This is a genomic window from Anaerococcus prevotii DSM 20548 (genome assembly GCF_000024105.1).
GTDB lineage: Bacteria > Bacillota > Clostridia > Tissierellales > Peptoniphilaceae > Anaerococcus > Anaerococcus prevotii.
On the sequence record NC_013171.1, the window covers coordinates 86,416 to 102,476 of the forward strand.

The following is a 16,061-nucleotide window of genomic DNA, read 5'->3' on the forward strand; positions in this document are numbered from 1 at the left end:
TATTGCTATTTAGAAGGTTCAAAAATATGGTGATGATGGCATGAGGGATACACCTGTTCCCATACCGAACACAGAAGTTAAGCCTCATAACGCCGATGGTACTCGGAGGGAAACCTCCCGGGAGACTAGGAAATCGCCAAACAAACAAGACTTGGTCAAAGGACTGAGTCTTTTATTGTGTTTAAAAATGTATAATTTATGGAAAAGTTAACACCTGTCACGAAAACCCGTTTGCTTCGCAAACTATTACGCACTATCGTACTTTGTTTTCGGAATAAACATGCTAGTTAAAGCATGTTTATGTATACCGAATACAGAAGTTAAGCCTCATAACGCCGATGGTACTCGGAAGTAGCCGTCCGCTTTCTTTAGGACAAGCTTCCCGGGAGACTCTTAAATCGCCTAAATGGTGATTTAAGCCTGAAACGTAGCTACGGTAGTAGCTAAGGAGTTTGTGAAACAAATGAGTTTCAGTGGAAATCGCCAAACAAACAAGACTTGGTTAAAAGACTGAGTCTTTTTTTTGTATAAGAAAATAAAAAACAGGGAACCGGAACACGTAAGTATTAAAATACCTGTCCCTTAATCACTTAGATAATTTTAGAAAGCATTTGTATTAGCTAAACTACATATGATGATAAATTTTTTGAATTAGCTATAGACAAATCAATAATAAAAGGTATCTTATAACTTGTAAGTTATATTTTGGAATGTAGCCAAGTCGGTAAGGCACCAGATTCTGACTCTGGAGATCACAGGTTCGAGTCCTGTCATTCCAGCCAAATGCTACAGTTTATGCTGTAGCTCTTTTTTATTTAGGAGAAATTATGGATATCAATTTTAAAAGACAGATTTTAAATGATTTTTCAATAAGCGAAGAAGAATTTGATCGTGGAAGAAATATATTTGTAGTAAATAATCCTGATGATAGATTCCTATTTTACAACAAATCTTTATTGATGATTATTATTTTCGATAATAGGATTTTCCTTAGATCTAACGATTATAAACTAATAGGAGCTTTAAAGAAAGAATACATGAAATATCCTGGCCAGTGGTTTACAGAATTCCACAATATAAAAAAGCTGGAAAGTATATTAACTAACCATAAGCTAAAAATAGATAATTTCTTCCCTCTAATGACTTTCTCTGAAAGATATGTGAAAGCTAGAAAATTCACCTTCGATAGGATTGATAAAAATGACATTATTAAATACAAAGGTATAAGTAATATGCCCTTTGCTTTTGATGATGACGATAGAATTGGCATATCTTTCTATGATGGAAATAAACTAATTGCTCTTTGCGGAGCATCTACAATAGGGAAATATTTGCGGAGTATAGGAATAGAGAAGTTTTATTTTGATGATAAATATAAAGGACTTTCATCTTCTATGGTAAGAAGTTTAGCTATTCAAATTAAAGCTGAAAACTCACATGTAAGCCCGATATACACGACTCAATTTTCTCATACTGCGTCTATAAATACAGCAATAAGGGCTGGCTTTGATATGAATGTTTGTATTTGTGCTAATAAAATCTAAGACTCAAAATACCCTTAGTTAAGTATATATCTTAACTAAGGGTATTTTTATTTTGAAAATATTAGAAAAATATTTTTTGCAAACGCTTGACAAATGTTTGGATCTAATGTAATATAAAAATAAGCAAACAAAAAGAATAAATAAATAACAAAAACAAACAGAGGAGGTTTTATGAAAGTCTATATTTCTTCCGACAAGGATGCCTTAAAACTCAAGGATGCCTTGATCGAAGAGTTAGAAAACAAATCTATCGCTTATGAAGATTTGACAGAAGATGGTTTTGATTTCGTGGACAGCTCTAATGCAGTTTGTGAAAAGCTTTTAGAGGTGGACGGAATCTTAACAACAGGAAATGATGATGCAAGTGTAGGGATAGTTCTCGACAGATACGGAGCAGGATCCTATATGGCTTGCTCAAAACACAAGGGAATGGTAGCTGCAGAAGTATCTGATGAAAGAAGTTCCCTAATGACCAAAAGACACAACGGAGCAAGAATTCTTGTTATGGGTTCAGGAATAGTAGGAGAAGACTTAGCCAAATCATGTCTAAGAAACTTCCTAAGCCATGGATATGACGGAGGCCGTCACCAAATAAGAATCGACATGCTCAACAAGATGATGTAGGAGGTATGGATGAAAATAGCATTAGGATGTGACCACATAGTCACAAGTTTAAAAATGGAAGTATCTGACCACCTAAAAAGTCTAGGCCATGAAGTAGTAGATATAGGATGCTACGATAACACAAGAACCCACTACCCAATCTTTGGAAAAAAAGTAGGAGAGCTAGTAGCAAAAGGCGATTGTGACCTAGGAGTAGTACTCTGCGGAACAGGAGTAGGCATATCAACAGCAGTAAACAAGGCCTTCGGCACCCGTTGTGCTTTAGTAAGAGATTGTGCAACAGCTATCTATGCCAAAGAAGAACTAAACGCCAACGTAATAGCCTTTGGTGGAATGATAGTAGGAAGAGACTTAGCCTTTGAAATAATAGACTCATTTATCAATGCAGAATACAAGAAAACAGAAGAAAATGAGAAACTAATAGAAAAACTAATGGCAATAGAAGAAAAATATAAAGAAGATGAAAAAGACCAAGTGTCTAACGATAAATTCTTTGATGAATTTATAGAAAAATGGGATAGGGGAGAATATCACGATTAGGAATCAAATCGCGATATTTTGAGTAATATAAAAATAATAAATAAAAGCAGCTACATTTTAATAGAAAGGGTTGTTTTTTTAAGAGAGAGGAAAACGTTATATGACTGAAGGGAAAATATCTACTAAAGAAAAGTATTCATATGGTATAGGTGCTATTGGAAAAGATATGTGTGTTTGTCTTATATTTTATTTTTGTATGTTATATTATACAGACGTGTTACATATATCTGCTGGATTTGTTGGAACATTATTTTTCCTTGCTAAGTTTTGGGATGCTATTAATGACTTGGCTATGGGAATGGTAGTTGATAATACAAGAACTAAGTGGGGTAAGTTTAGACCTTGGTTAGTAATAGGAACGTTAGTTAACTCAGTAGTTCTTATAATAATGTTTAGTGATTGGGGCTTAACTGGCACTAATTTATACGTATTTGCATCAATTATGTATGTTTTATGGGGCATGACTTATACAATTATGGATATCCCATATTGGTCTATGATACCAAACTTAACATCTAATCCAAAAGAAAGAGATAAAATTGCAGTAATACCAAGAATATTCGCTTCACTAGGTGGATTGTTAGTAGCTGGGTTTGGATTGCAAATGGTTGATTACTTAGGTAAAGGTGACCAACAAATAGGATTTACTAGGTTTGCCTGGGTTGTTGCTATTATATTCATAGTAACTATTGGGATAACAGTTAAAAATGTAACTTCTGCTGATAAAATTAAAAATGAGAAAAGTAAAAAAATAACTTTTAGACAAGTTTTAAAAGTTATTAGACAGAATGATCAACTACTAGTAGCTGTAGCTACAATACTTGCATTCAACTTTGCAATGCAATGTATAGGAGGAGTTCAAACTTATTATTTTATTTACGTTGCTGGAAATAAAGCTTTATTCTCAGTGTTTACTATATTTGCAGGGTTAGCTGAGATGTTTGGATTATTAATTTTCCCAAAAATATCTGAAAGAATATCTAAAAAACAAGTTTATTTATTGGCTAGCGGTGTACCTGTAATAGGGCTTATTTTACTATTAATTATTGGATATGTTGCTCCTCAAAACTATATTTTGACAGCTATAGCGGGAATACTTGTAAAATTAGGTTCAGGACTTCAATTAGGAACAGTTACAGTAGTACTAGCTGATGTTGTTGATTATGGTGAATATAAATTAGGAACACGTAACGAGTCAGTTGTATTTTCAACTCAAACATTGTTAGTTAAATTTGCATCAGCAATTGGTGCTTTGTTTACTGGATTTGCTCTAGACCTTACAGGTTATGTACCAAATGCAGTTCAATCAGTAGCAACTTTAAATGGGATTAGACTTATAATGATTGGAATTCCTATTGTATTTGTTATGATTAGTTTCTTGATATTTAAGAAACGCTACAAGTTAACTGCTGTAAAAATGAAAGAAGTAATGTCAGCTATATCTTAAGGATAGTTGTATGGATCAAATTTAAAATATAATGAAGGAGTTTATTTTATGATAAAGTATAATGAAAAATCTAGAACATTTTATTTAGGGAATGAGTATGTGAGTTATATCTTTAAAATATTGGAAAACGAACAGCTAGGACAGTTATACTACGGTAAAGCTATAAAAGATTCTAAAAACTTTGATCACTTATTTGAAAGTGAGCCAAGACCTATGACTGTTTGTACATTTGACGGAGATATGAAGTTTTCTCTTGAATATATAAAGCAAGAATATCCATCATACGGTACAGGAGATATGCGTCATCCAGCCATAGATATATTACAAGAGAATGGAAGTCGAATCATAGACTTCAAATACCAAAGTCATGAAATAATAAAAGGAAAGCCAGAATTAAAAGATCTACCAGCTACGTATGTTGAACATGATGATGAAGCAGAAACACTATCAGTAAGCTTATACGATGATTTAATAGATGCTAAGTTAATACTAACTTATACAATTTTTAAAGATAGACCTGTGATAACAAGAAATGCTTATATTGAAAATTGTGGCGATACTGAGTTTAGACTTAATAGAGCTATGAGCCTATCTTTAGACTTGCCAGATAAAGATTATGATATGATTGAATTAACAGGAGCTTGGTCAAGGGAAAGACATATAAAGTCTAGAAAACTAGAGCATGGAATTCAATCAATATACTCGCTTAGAGGAATATCTAGTGCTAATTTTAATCCTTTTATAGCATTAAAAAGATACGATTGTAACGAGAATAGCGGAGAAGTACTAGGATTTAGCTTTGTATATAGTGGTAACTTTTTGGCTCAAGTTGAAGTTGACACATACGATATATCAAGAGTGAGCATGGGTATACATCCACATAATTTTTCATGGAAGTTAAGAAAGGGAGAATCTTTCCAAACTCCTGAAGTGGTAATGGTATATAGCGATAAAGGTCTTAATGGTATGAGCCAAACATTCCATAAATTATATCAATCAAGACTTGCGAGAGGAAAATTCCGTGATGAAGCAAGACCAATCCTCGTAAACAATTGGGAAGGAACTTATTTTGATTTTGATGAAGAAAAAATACTTAGCATGGCAAAACAATCTAAGGAATTAGGAGTTGAGTTATTTGTATTAGATGATGGGTGGTTTGGAGTTAGAAATGATGATACATCTGGATTAGGAGATTGGTATCCAAATCTAGATAAACTTCCAAATGGGATATCAGGGTTATCTAAAAAAGTTACAGAAATGGGAATAAAATTTGGATTATGGATAGAGCCAGAAATGGTTAATAAAGATTCAGAATTATACAGAAAACATCCTGAATGGACTTTAGAAACACCTAATAGAAAATCAAGCCATGGTAGACATCAACATGTTTTAGATTTTTCTAATCCAGATGTTATAGATTATATATATAAAATGATATCTAAGGTAATTAGAGAATCAGATATCTCTTATATCAAATGGGACATGAATAGATCTCTTAGTGAAGTTTATTCTAATGTACATGATAGCGAAAGTCAAGGTAAAGTAATGCACAAGTATGTTTTAGGAGTGTATAGATTGTATGAAATGCTCATAAATGAATTCCCAGACATACTATTTGAATCATGTTCGAGTGGAGGATCAAGATTTGATCCAGGAATGTTATATTATGCTCCACAATGTTGGACAAGTGATGATACTGATGCTATAGAAAGACTTAAAATTCAGTACGGAACATCCCTAGTTTATCCATTATCATCAATAGGCGCTCACGTATCCGCTATACCAAATGCCCAAGTTTTCAGAAATGTACCTATAGAAACAAGGGCTAATGTTGCTTGCTTTGGAACTTTCGGATATGAACTTGACGTAAACAAGTTGAGCGAAGAAGATAAAAAAGTAATAGTTGAGCAAATAAAATTTATGAAAGATAATAGGAAGCTTTTACAGTTTGGAACTTTCTATAGACTAAAGAGCCCGTTTGAAGGTAATGAGACTGTATGGATGGTTGTATCCGAAGACAAAGATAAGGCTATCGTAGGTTATTACAAAACACTACAAAAGGTAAATTGCCCATATAATAGGGTAAAACTTCAAGGATTAGATCCAGAAAAGAAGTATGAAGTATCAATCAATGATTATGAAGCGTATGGCGATGAATTAATGAATGTAGGAATGATAACTACTGATAGATCGTCTGGAGAGCAAAAAGATATAAATAAGGCCGAAGGAGACTATTCTTCAAGACTTTATATACTTACAGCAAAATAAAACAAAGTAGGCACCAAGAATTTATTTCGTTGGTGCCTTAAATATTATAGGATTAATGTAGTTTCTTCAATTTTTTCTTTATCTGAATCCTTTAAATTGTTATCAGATATGATAGCATTAATTTCATCTAGATTATAGAAGGAGAAAAAGTCAACTTTTCCAAATTTGGTATGATCTGAAACTAAATATTTATGCATAGAATTATCCAAAGCTATAGTTTGTATTTCTCCTTCTAATTCATTGTAAGTATAAGCGTTGTTAAAACTCAACCCATTTACACCTATAAAACATTTTTTGAAATGAAGACTTTTAACTATGCTATTTGAAAAACTGCCAACAAAAGCGCCAGTTATTTGCCTTACCTTTCCACCAACTAATATCGATTCTATATTATCTAATCTATAAATTTTTTTGAACAGATAATATGAATTTGTAACAATTTTACATTGCTTAAATGATAAATAATTTGCAACTAGCTCTAAAGTAGATCCAGGCCCAATAAATACTGTATCACCATCTTCTATGAGATCAGCAACTTTTTTAGCTATTATTAACTTGCTATCTCGATTAATCTTTAATTTTTCTTCGTGTGATGATTCCTTCTCTGAGAGGTCATCTAAGCACTTGGCCCCACCGTGAATTCTTACCAAAAGTTTTTTATCTTCGAGTTCTTTCAAATCTCTCCTTATGGTCATCTCTGTAAAATCAAGAAGGTCTGTTATTTCAGATACCCTGATTATCCCATTTTTTTTAAGTTCTTTTAAAATTAAATCTTGTCTTTCTTCTTTTAACATAATTTTCCTCTAATTTCGTTGTTTGAATTTGTTTATTGATTGCAAACAAAACAAAAATAAACAAATAAGTGTTGACAATATGTTTATAATCATATACTATTATACCATAGATAATAAACGAACATAATAAAACATAATAAAACATAATCGATAAGAATATTTCAAACTTAGTATATTTTAACGGAGATTATTATCATAAGCGCAAAATTAAAAACGTTTCTAATAAATAACTAATCGAATAGAATAAATTTATTATTGCTTCAATTATATTATCTATATCGCTGGCCTAAAATTACACATGGGAGGTTAGGAATGAATGAGTATGAAAAAATGATTTCGTCTCAAACTTACAATGCAAATTATGATGAAGAACTATGGGAGATGAGGATTTTTGCGAGTGATTTATGCTAGGAGTTTAATAAACTAGGATTTAGTGATATCGATGAGAAGTTAGAAATTATTGATAAGCTAAAGATTAAAAGAAAAACGAGATGTACATTAGAAACACCGTTTTATTGTGATTATGGATTCAACATATCATTTGGAGAAAATTTTTATGCAAATCGTAATTTGGTTTTGTTAGATGCAGGGAAAATACATTTTGGTGACAATGTATTTATGGGCCTTCATGTGTATTTACTACCGCAGGTCATCCTCTAGATGTAGATAGGAGGAATGAGGGATTGAGTACGCCTATCCAATTAATGTAGGAGACAATGTGTGGATAGGGGCAGGAGTAACAATAAATCCTGGAGTAAGTGTAGGAGAAAATTCAGTTATAGGTTCGTCGTCTGTTGTAACAAAAGATATACCAGTTAATAGCTTGGCATTTGGCAATCCTTGCAGAGTTATCAGAAAAATTACTGAAGATGATAAACTAACCAATTATAATAAGTAGCATAAATATAAACCATATTAGAATGTTTACCCTCCGTGGTTGACTAAATAAGCCACAGCTTATATAATTATAGTGGTAGTTACCAGCAGGAGGTATAAATGTTTTTAGATTTAGATTATATTAAGGAAAATGATGCTATAAATACTTATAGTGAGATTTTCCAGCAAGCTAGTATTTGGGAGCTTGTTTACGAAGATTATAAAGAAAGAAAAAGTGAAATAGAAGAATTTTTGGATAAGGCAAGAGGCGCTAAGGTTATCTTTACTGGTGCTGGTACTAGTGAGTATGTAGGCAATATTGCCAAGGAATACTTAAAGGCCCATGGCGATTTTGAATTTGAGTCTGTTGCCACAACGGATTTGGTTTCTTGCCCTTATCTTCACTTCAAGAAAGATCGTAAAACTCTTCTAGTTTCTTTTGCAAGAAGCGGTAATTCTCCTGAGTCTCTTGCTGCGGTAGAGCTAGGAGAGAGTTTGGTTGATGATTTTTATAATCTGGCTATAACCTGTGCCGAAGATGGTAAGCTTGCGGAGAGGTTATATGATGATGAGAAATCTTACGTATTTATAGAACCAGCTGGTACAAATGACAAGGGTTTTGCTATGACAAGCTCCTTTACTTCTATGCTTTTGACAAGTCTTTTGATTTTTGATAAGTCAGCTATAGACAAAGAAGAAGCTGTCAAAAAGCTAGCAAAGGCTGGAAGAGAGATCCTTAATGATAAGGAAAATATTGAAAGTCTAGTCGATTTTGATTTTGATAGGATAATCTATTTGGGAAGTGGTCCTTTATATAAGCTTACCAACGAGGCAAGACTTAAGGTCCTAGAGCTTACTGCTGGCAAGGTAGCTAGCATGTACGAGTCAAGCATGGGATTTAGGCACGGTCCAAAGTCCTTTGTGGATGATAAGACCTTGATTGTATCCTTCATTTCATCCAATCCTTATACGAGACAATACGATAAGGATATTTTAGATGAGTTAAGTCTAGATGGTATAGCCGAAAAAATCATAGGAGTTTCATGCGAAGAAATTGAAGGAGACTTCGATAAGTTAGTCTATAAGGTGGACGGGCTAGGAGATGCTTATCTTTGTGTCTTATTTGCTATGATAGCTCAACTTATAAGTCTTATAACATCTCTAAGGGTAGGAAATAATCCAGACAATCCTTCCAAGTCTCACACAGTAAACAGGGTTGTAAAGGGAGTTACTATCCACGAGTACGATAAGTAGGGCCTATGAGTCTTTATTCTGAGATTGTAAAAGACCTTACAGAGAAAATCTCCACTATGGAAAAGGGAGACAAGATTCCTTCTGAAAGACAGCTTTGCATTGACTATGATGTGAGTAGGACCACTATTAGAAATGCTATAGGAGAGCTAGTCAATAGTGGTCTTATAGTTCAAATCCAAGGCAAGGGGAGTTTTGTTACAGGCAAGCATAATTTGAGGGACAATCTTTCAAATTACTATTCCTTCACCCAAAGGACCATAGCCAATGGTATGAAGCCAAAGTCTGAGATAATCGACTTTAGGATCAAGAAGGCCAACAAGGATTTGGCAGGACAGATGAAGCTTGAGAATATGGACTTGGTCATTGAGCTTGTAAGGCTTAGGCTTGCTGATGATGAGCCTATGATGTACGAGACAACTTACATTCCCTATGAGAGGTTTACTAATATTTCTAGGGAGCTTGTAAGTAAAAAGCCCCTCTATGATATATTTGATGAGTCAAATGCTGCGATTTTCACAGTAAATGAGAGCTTTTCTGTTGGGAATTTGACTAAAAAGATTGCAGGCTTTTTGGGACAAAGACCTGATGCTCCAAGTCTAAAGATTACAAGAAAGAGTTTTGATTTTGACGAGAATTTACTAGAATATACTATATCCTACGCCAGAGGAGACAAGTTCTACTATGAAACGAGTTATAGTCCGAGATAAGCTAAGGAGATTAAATGTATTACTCAGCAAAATATATAGTGCTAGAAGATAAAGTTTTAGAAGATTATTATATGGAAGTGGAAGATGGGAAAGTGAAGTCATTTTCCAAAGATAAGCCAGAAGAGTTTGAATACTTGGGAGAGATAATAGCCCCAGGTCTTGTAGATACCCACATTCATGGCTATGCCGGTAAAGACATCATGGATTGTGAAAAGGGCTATCTAAATGAAATATCCAAGGGGATTTTGGAATGTGGAGTTACAAGCTTTCTTCCAACAACCCTTACAGATACTACAGAAAAGCTCGATAAGGCTTGTGAAGTAATTGGCGAAGAATACGAAGATGTAGAGGGTGCTAAGGTTCGTGGAATCTTCCTCGAGGGACCTTTCTTCACAGAGAAGTATAAGGGAGCCCAAAATCCTTCTTATATGTCTGATCCATCTATAGATAAGCTAAAAAGGTGGAAAGAGCTCTCTAAGGGGCTTGTAAATAAAATTGCCATAGCTCCAGAAAGAGATGGGGCAATCGACTTTATCAAAAAAGCCAACGCTATGGGCGTAAGAGTTGCCCTAGGCCATTCTGATGCGAGCTTTGAAAAGGCAGTAGAAGCAGTGGATGCTGGAGCTAATATTTTTGTCCATGTATATAATGGCATGAGTGGCCTCCATCACAGAAATCCTGGCATGGTGGGAGCTGCTATGAAGACTGATTCTATAGGAGAATTAATATGTGACGGTCATCACGTAAATCCTGCCGCAGCAGAGATTTTGATGGACGTAAAGGGAAGAGATAGGATAGCTCTTATTACAGATTGTATGTCAGCAGGTGGCATGCCTGAAGGAGATTACAAGTTAGGAGACTATCCTGTAATAGTAAAAGATGGAACAGCAAGATTAAAAGACAGTGGAAACCTTGCGGGATCTATCCTAAAACTCAAAGAAGCTGTCAAAAATGTTGTAGAATGGGAGATTGCAGATGTTTTTGAGGCCATACAAATGGCAAGCCTCATTCCTGCCAAATCTGTCGGAATCGATGATGTATGCGGAAAGATTCACGAAGGCTATGACGCAGACTTCATAGTCCTTGATGAGAACTTAGACCTACTTGCAACCTTCCTAAATGGAGAAAGGGTATTTGGATGATACTAACGATAACAGCAAACCCTTCTGTAGATATATCTTACCAACTAGAAAAGTTCAATATCGACGATGTAACAAGAACTAGCGATATAGAAAAACATGCTGGTGGTAAGGGAATCCATGTTGGTTATGTCCTAAAAGAATTGGGAAGTAAGCCTGTACATTCAGGATTTGCAGGGGGTAAGCTTGGAGAATTTATAGAAGAAGGCCTAGAAGATAGGGGCCAAGAGGCGAGATTTGTTAAGATTAAGGGGGATACGAGAAATTGTATAGCCATCCTTCATGAAGGAAAACAAACCGAAATCCTGGAGGCAGGCCCAACTATAGAAAAAGAAGAGGAAGAAGAATTCCTAAATAAGCTTGATCAAATAAGCGAGGGCTGCCATATAATCAATATATCAGGTTCCCTTCCAAAGGGGCTTACAAGTGATTTCTACAAAGAGATAATAAAATATGCCAAAAAGCATAATAAATTCGTCTCAGTAGACACTTCTGGCAAGACCCTTAAAGATATGATCAATGCAGAAGAAAAACCAGATCTCATAAAGCCTAACGAAACAGAAATAGCTGACGTACTAGGTAGAAAAATAGAAAAGAAGGACTTGAAGGAAATCCTAGAGGAAGAGCCTTTTAAGGATATACCATATATAATAGTATCTATGGGAAAAGACGGGGCTATGGTTAAGATTAAAGATAAAATCTACAATGCCAAGGTTCCAAAAGTAGAAGCCGTAAATCCAGTAGGAAGCGGTGATTCATCCCTTGCAGGGGCGCTTTTTGCAATAGATGAAGGAAAATCTGACGAAGAAATAATAAAGACTTCAATGACTTGCGGTCTATTAAATGTTCTCACAGAGGAAATCGCCCATATAGAAATAGAAAAGTTTGACAAATATTTCGAAGAAATAAAAGTGGAGGAAGTATAATGAAAATTTCACAAGAAAAACTAGAAAATCTCAAAAAATTAGTAAATGAAGACGGAGCTATAGCAGCCCTTGCCATAGACCAAAGAGGATCAATGGAAAAAATGATGGGAGCGGCTAACCCTGATCTTAACAATGTCGAAGGAATCGGAGCCTACAAGGAATTAGTTTCAAAAGAACTAACACCATTTGCCTCATCAATCCTACTTGACCCAATCTATGGCGAAAAGGGAATTGCAGCTAAGGCAGAAGGAACTGGACTCATCCTAAGCTATGAACAAACAGGTTATGATGAATACGATGAAGGAAGACTTCCAAGACTTATCAACTTCATGAGCGTACTTAGGGCAAAAGAAATGGGAGCTAACGCTATAAAAACCCTTCTCTACTACGACTGTGATGATGAAGAAGAAACAAATGACATCAAAAGAGCTTGGGTAGAAAGAGTAGGATACGAATGCGAAGGCTTAGGACTTCCACACTTCTTGGAAATCATCACTTACGATAGAAATATGGAATCTGAAAAAAATGCTGAATACGCAAAGGTAAGACCACACAAGGTAAATACTGCGATGAAAGAATTCTCTGATCCAAAATACAAGGTAGACGTTCTTAAGGTTGAAACACCAACTAACATGAACTTTGTAGAAGGCCTTGGCAAGGAAGAAGCAGTTTACACTAGAGAAGAAGCAATCAAACACTTCAAAGACCAATCAGCCTCAACTGACCTACCATTCATCTTCCTATCAGGCGGAATTACTGCAGAACTATTCCAAGAAACATTAAAACTTGCCAAAGAAGCAGACTCACAATTCAACGGAGTTCTCTGCGGTAGAGCAACTTGGAAAGATTCAGTAGAAATATTTGGAAAAGATAAAGAAGAAGCCAAAAAATGGCTAGAGACAACAGGAAAAGAAAACATTCAAACCCTAAATGAAGTTCTAAAAGAAACAGCTCACTCTGTTTTTGAGAAAATAGAAGAATAAAAAATAATGCAGGAAGCAAGGAGATTTTGCTTTCTGCATTTTATTTTAAGAAGAAATACTAGCACTTTTGACAAGGCCATTTTCTATGACGAGTACAAGTCCTAGACCAGTATCCTTACATTCTTCTAGGTAGGCGTTAAACTCATCTACTGTCATGATTTGAGGCTCGGCCATGCCGCTTGTAGCTTGAAAGACTGTATCCTCATCAAAGGAGAAGTCATAGGTCGAATTTGCCATTATTTGGTAGTCATCTAAGGCTCCGACTTCTTCGCTATAGGATAGGCTACCCTTTATAGTAAAAGTGCTTGTAGAAGCGTCTGCGAAGGCTTCTTGGCAATATCCTATAGTACCCTGGGCTTTCCCACCGCTTTCAGAGTCAAGGATCGTCAAGTATTGGCCATTAGCTAGGAAATCTCTGTTTTCTGAAGGAGAGTCCTCTTGGATTTTTTTATCTTCAGAAGGACTTTCTTCTTGCTCCTTCTTATTTTCCGAACCCTTATCCTTAGGAGCTTCTTTTTTTTCTTCCTTTTTATCCTCTTTATCTTTCTTTATTTTTTCCTCATCCTCGGATTTTTGCTCTTCCTTTTTTTCTTCATTCTTAGATTTTTGATCAGCTTTTTCTGTAATTTCTGCCTTACTATTTTTATCTTCTTTATTTTCTTTATTACTACATGAGCTAATAAATAGGGATAAAGCTAGTAAGATGCATATATTTTTAATTAATTTTTTCATAATTTCACCTCTAGGCTATTTTACCTCTATTTAGAATCTTTAGTATATTTATAAAAAATAAACGATTAAAAGTATTAGAATTGGGCTATATATAGACTAGGAAAAGCTTTCTAGATTTGCTTTCGATTTATCTTAAGATATAGTAGAATTTCTTAGCTAAGATTAAACTATTTCATAAAAATTTTAGATATATTAGTAAGAATTTTATAAATATTTTGACAGGTAAATATATTTGACAAATCTTTTTATTAAGGCTACAATTTAAGTAGATGACAATTATAAAAGGAGGATTTTATGCTTTTTAAGACAACAGATCAACATGAGGCCCTACGTAAAAAAGTTAGAGCTTTTGCTGAAGAAAAAGTAAAACCAATAGCATTCGACCTAGATCAAAAGAATGAATTCCCAGATGATATAGTTAAAGAAATGGGAGAATTAGGATTCTTAGGAATACCTTATCCTAAAGAATACGGTGGTCAAGGTCTAGACGTTATTTCTTATGCAATCGTTGTAGAAGAATTATCAAGAGTAGACGGTGGTGTTGGTGTAATTTGTTCAGCACATACATCTTTAGGTTCATGGCCAATTTTTGCTTTTGGTACAGAAGAACAAAAGAAAAAATACCTAACTCCACTTGCTAAGGGTGAAAAACTCGGTGGATTTGGACTTACAGAAGAAAACGCAGGTTCAGACGCTGGTGGAACAGAAACTACAGCAGAACTTGATGGTGATAATTACATTCTTAATGGTAAAAAGATTTTTATTACAAATGCTCCAAAAGCTGATACATATGTAGTGTTCGCAGTTACTACACCAGGTATAGGAACACACGGAATTTCAGCTTTCATAGTAGAAAAAGACTTCGAAGGCTTCACCTTCTCTGATCACTACGACAAGCTAGGTATCAGATCATCTTCTACAGCTGAACTTCACTTTGAAAATGTTAAGGTTCCAAAAGAAAACCTACTAGGTAAGGAAGGTCAAGGATTCAAGATCGCTATGGCTACCCTAGATGGTGGTAGAATTGGTATAGCATCTCAAGCTTTAGGTATAGGACAAGGCGCTTATGAATCTGCCCTAGCTTATGCTAAAGAACGTGAACAATTCGGTCTTCCAATAGCTCACTTACAAGCAAATACATTTAAACTTGCTGATATGGCAACCCAGCTACATGGTGCAAGACTTATGATTTATCAAGCAGCAGAATTAAAAGAAAATCACGAAAGATATTCTGCAGAAGCTGCTATGGCTAAACAAGTTGCATCAGACCTTGCTATGAAGATATCAACAGAAGCTGTACAAATCTACGGTGGTTCTGGATTTATCAAGGGTGTAGATGTTGAAAGATTCTTCAGAGATGCCAAGATTACACAAATCTACGAAGGAACTAACGAGATCATGAGAGTCGTAGTAGGTGCTAATACTGTAGGTCGTGCTCCAAAGATGAAAAGAGCAGGGGGCAGAGGCAAAGATGCTGGCCCAATAGCAGGCTTACGTAAGAAAGAAATCTACACAGGAGATCCAAAAGAAGCAGTTAAAAAATTAGTTGCAGCTCTTAAAAAAGACGGATATGACTTCACAGTTGGAATCGATCCAAACACACCAATCCCAGAAGCACAAAGAGTAGTTGTAGCTGGACGTGGTATTGGTGAGAAGAAAAATATGAAACTAATCGAAGATTTAGCTTACCAAGCAGGTGCAGCTATTTCATCATCAAGACCAGTTGCAGAAACACTTAAATACATTCCACTAGAAAGATACATCGGAATGAGTGGTCAAACCTTTAAGGGTAACCTCTATATCGGAGTCGGAGTATCAGGAGCAGGTCAACACTTGAAGGGAATGAAAAACGCTTCAACAATCGTTGCAATCAATAGCAGTGCTAACGCTCCAATCTTTAACAACTGTGACTACGGTATCGTAGGAGATGCTATGGTAATCCTTCCACTACTTATCAAAGAACTTGATAATGGAGAAGAAAAGAAACCAGCACCACCTATGAAGAAGATGAAAAGATCTAAACCAAGGAAAATGGCTCCCAAAGAAGATATTTACGTGGATTTGGGATCTGGTTACGAATATGACCCAGAAGTAGGCGATCCTACACAAGGAGTTGAACCAGGAACACCATTTGACAAATTGCCAGATGAATGGGTAAGTCCAGTTTCTGGAGAAGCTAAAGAAGAATTCATCAAACTAGAATTCCCAGAAGACAGAAAGTAGTAGG

General features: G+C 35.1%; 15 protein-coding genes, 1 tRNA gene and 1 rRNA gene. 15 read left to right on the plus strand and 2 right to left on the minus strand.

What is annotated here, in order from left to right; all coding sequences use genetic code 11:
* Positions 1-25 precede the first annotated feature (25 nt).
* The 7 genes from rrf to APRE_RS00380 all read left to right on the plus strand — a co-directional run bounded on the left by rrf (position 26) and on the right by APRE_RS00380 (position 6,423).
* A 5S ribosomal RNA gene (gene rrf, locus APRE_RS00350) occupies positions 26-142 on the plus strand.
* A 564-nt stretch (positions 143-706) separates the two neighbouring features.
* Positions 707-782 (plus strand) — tRNA-Gln (locus tag APRE_RS00355).
* A gap of 45 nt (positions 783-827) precedes the next feature.
* Positions 828-1,544, plus strand: coding sequence for a hypothetical protein (locus APRE_RS00360; RefSeq protein WP_012803541.1), 717 nt, complete (start codon positions 828-830; stop codon positions 1,542-1,544).
* A gap of 171 nt (positions 1,545-1,715) precedes the next feature.
* Positions 1,716-2,168 (plus strand): RpiB/LacA/LacB family sugar-phosphate isomerase, encoded by a 453-nt coding sequence (locus APRE_RS00365; RefSeq protein WP_012803542.1) that lies wholly within the window; start codon positions 1,716-1,718, stop codon positions 2,166-2,168.
* Between the two features lie 9 nt (positions 2,169-2,177).
* A complete protein-coding gene (lacB, locus tag APRE_RS00370; protein ID WP_012803543.1) occupies positions 2,178-2,708 on the plus strand; it encodes a galactose-6-phosphate isomerase subunit LacB in 531 nt (176 codons plus the stop codon).
* 100 nt (positions 2,709-2,808) lie between these two features.
* Complete coding sequence (melB, locus tag APRE_RS00375) at positions 2,809-4,155, plus strand: melibiose:sodium transporter MelB (protein WP_012803544.1); 1,347 nt, start codon at positions 2,809-2,811, stop codon at positions 4,153-4,155.
* A gap of 48 nt (positions 4,156-4,203) precedes the next feature.
* Complete coding sequence (locus tag APRE_RS00380) at positions 4,204-6,423, plus strand: alpha-galactosidase (protein WP_012803545.1); 2,220 nt, start codon at positions 4,204-4,206, stop codon at positions 6,421-6,423.
* A gap of 44 nt (positions 6,424-6,467) precedes the next feature.
* On the opposite strand, the gene APRE_RS00385 is transcribed toward APRE_RS00380, so the two are convergent.
* Complete coding sequence (locus tag APRE_RS00385; RefSeq protein ID WP_012803546.1) at positions 6,468-7,217, minus strand: DeoR/GlpR family DNA-binding transcription regulator; 750 nt, start codon at positions 7,215-7,217, stop codon at positions 6,468-6,470.
* 312 nt (positions 7,218-7,529) lie between these two features.
* Between APRE_RS00385 and APRE_RS09995 the strand changes: the two genes are divergently transcribed.
* The 7 genes from APRE_RS09995 to APRE_RS00415 all read left to right on the plus strand — a co-directional run bounded on the left by APRE_RS09995 (position 7,530) and on the right by APRE_RS00415 (position 13,102).
* On the plus strand, positions 7,530-7,628 hold the full coding sequence (locus tag APRE_RS09995) for a maltose acetyltransferase domain-containing protein (RefSeq protein ID WP_306485664.1): 99 nt from the start codon (positions 7,530-7,532) through the stop codon (positions 7,626-7,628).
* 307 nt (positions 7,629-7,935) lie between these two features.
* Positions 7,936-8,115 (plus strand): LbetaH domain-containing protein, encoded by a 180-nt coding sequence (locus APRE_RS09855; RefSeq protein WP_245941887.1) that lies wholly within the window; start codon positions 7,936-7,938, stop codon positions 8,113-8,115.
* A 98-nt stretch (positions 8,116-8,213) separates the two neighbouring features.
* Positions 8,214-9,347, plus strand: coding sequence for an SIS domain-containing protein (locus APRE_RS00395; RefSeq protein WP_012803547.1), 1,134 nt, complete (start codon positions 8,214-8,216; stop codon positions 9,345-9,347).
* A gap of 5 nt (positions 9,348-9,352) precedes the next feature.
* Complete coding sequence (locus APRE_RS00400) at positions 9,353-10,054, plus strand: GntR family transcriptional regulator (protein WP_012803548.1); 702 nt, start codon at positions 9,353-9,355, stop codon at positions 10,052-10,054.
* A gap of 14 nt (positions 10,055-10,068) precedes the next feature.
* Positions 10,069-11,196 carry an N-acetylglucosamine-6-phosphate deacetylase gene (nagA, locus tag APRE_RS00405; protein ID WP_012803549.1) on the plus strand — a complete coding sequence of 376 codons (1,128 nt, stop codon included), beginning with the start codon at positions 10,069-10,071 and terminating at the stop codon, positions 11,194-11,196.
* Positions 11,193-12,119 carry a hexose kinase gene (locus APRE_RS00410; RefSeq protein WP_012803550.1) on the plus strand — a complete coding sequence of 309 codons (927 nt, stop codon included), beginning with the start codon at positions 11,193-11,195 and terminating at the stop codon, positions 12,117-12,119. Before nagA ends, APRE_RS00410 begins: the two co-directional genes overlap by 4 nt.
* A complete protein-coding gene (locus tag APRE_RS00415) occupies positions 12,119-13,102 on the plus strand; it encodes a tagatose 1,6-diphosphate aldolase (RefSeq protein WP_012803551.1) in 984 nt (327 codons plus the stop codon). The genes APRE_RS00410 and APRE_RS00415 overlap by 1 nt, the downstream gene beginning before the upstream one ends.
* Positions 13,103-13,147: 45 nt before the next feature.
* On the opposite strand, the gene APRE_RS00420 is transcribed toward APRE_RS00415, so the two are convergent.
* Positions 13,148-13,834, minus strand: a complete 687-nt coding sequence (locus APRE_RS00420; protein ID WP_012803552.1) for a hypothetical protein — start codon at positions 13,832-13,834, stop codon at positions 13,148-13,150.
* A gap of 294 nt (positions 13,835-14,128) precedes the next feature.
* On the opposite strand from APRE_RS00420, the gene APRE_RS09435 reads away from it, so the two are divergent.
* Positions 14,129-16,057 carry an acyl-CoA dehydrogenase family protein gene (locus APRE_RS09435; protein ID WP_012803553.1) on the plus strand — a complete coding sequence of 643 codons (1,929 nt, stop codon included), beginning with the start codon at positions 14,129-14,131 and terminating at the stop codon, positions 16,055-16,057.
* Positions 16,058-16,061 lie beyond the last annotated feature (4 nt).

What these genes read in the sequence shown, in the direction of transcription:
- melB (WP_012803544.1), top strand. Translation starts at nt 2,809, where the DNA reads ATGACTGAAGGGAAAATATCTACTAAAGAAAAGTATTCATATGGTATA.
- APRE_RS09995 (WP_306485664.1), top strand. Translation starts at nt 7,530, where the DNA reads ATGAATGAGTATGAAAAAATGATTTCGTCTCAAACTTACAATGCAAAT.
- nagA (WP_012803549.1), top strand. Translation starts at nt 10,069, where the DNA reads ATGTATTACTCAGCAAAATATATAGTGCTAGAAGATAAAGTTTTAGAA.
- APRE_RS09435 (WP_012803553.1), top strand. Translation starts at nt 14,129, where the DNA reads ATGCTTTTTAAGACAACAGATCAACATGAGGCCCTACGTAAAAAAGTT.
- APRE_RS00385 (WP_012803546.1), bottom strand. Translation starts at nt 7,217, where the DNA reads ATGTTAAAAGAAGAAAGACAAGATTTAATTTTAAAAGAACTTAAAAAA.
- APRE_RS00410 (WP_012803550.1), top strand. Translation starts at nt 11,193, where the DNA reads ATGATACTAACGATAACAGCAAACCCTTCTGTAGATATATCTTACCAA.
- APRE_RS00365 (WP_012803542.1), top strand. Translation starts at nt 1,716, where the DNA reads ATGAAAGTCTATATTTCTTCCGACAAGGATGCCTTAAAACTCAAGGAT.
- APRE_RS00400 (WP_012803548.1), top strand. Translation starts at nt 9,353, where the DNA reads ATGAGTCTTTATTCTGAGATTGTAAAAGACCTTACAGAGAAAATCTCC.
- APRE_RS00395 (WP_012803547.1), top strand. Translation starts at nt 8,214, where the DNA reads ATGTTTTTAGATTTAGATTATATTAAGGAAAATGATGCTATAAATACT.
- lacB (WP_012803543.1), top strand. Translation starts at nt 2,178, where the DNA reads ATGAAAATAGCATTAGGATGTGACCACATAGTCACAAGTTTAAAAATG.
- APRE_RS00380 (WP_012803545.1), top strand. Translation starts at nt 4,204, where the DNA reads ATGATAAAGTATAATGAAAAATCTAGAACATTTTATTTAGGGAATGAG.
- APRE_RS00360 (WP_012803541.1), top strand. Translation starts at nt 828, where the DNA reads ATGGATATCAATTTTAAAAGACAGATTTTAAATGATTTTTCAATAAGC.
- APRE_RS00415 (WP_012803551.1), top strand. Translation starts at nt 12,119, where the DNA reads ATGAAAATTTCACAAGAAAAACTAGAAAATCTCAAAAAATTAGTAAAT.
- APRE_RS00420 (WP_012803552.1), bottom strand. Translation starts at nt 13,834, where the DNA reads ATGAAAAAATTAATTAAAAATATATGCATCTTACTAGCTTTATCCCTA.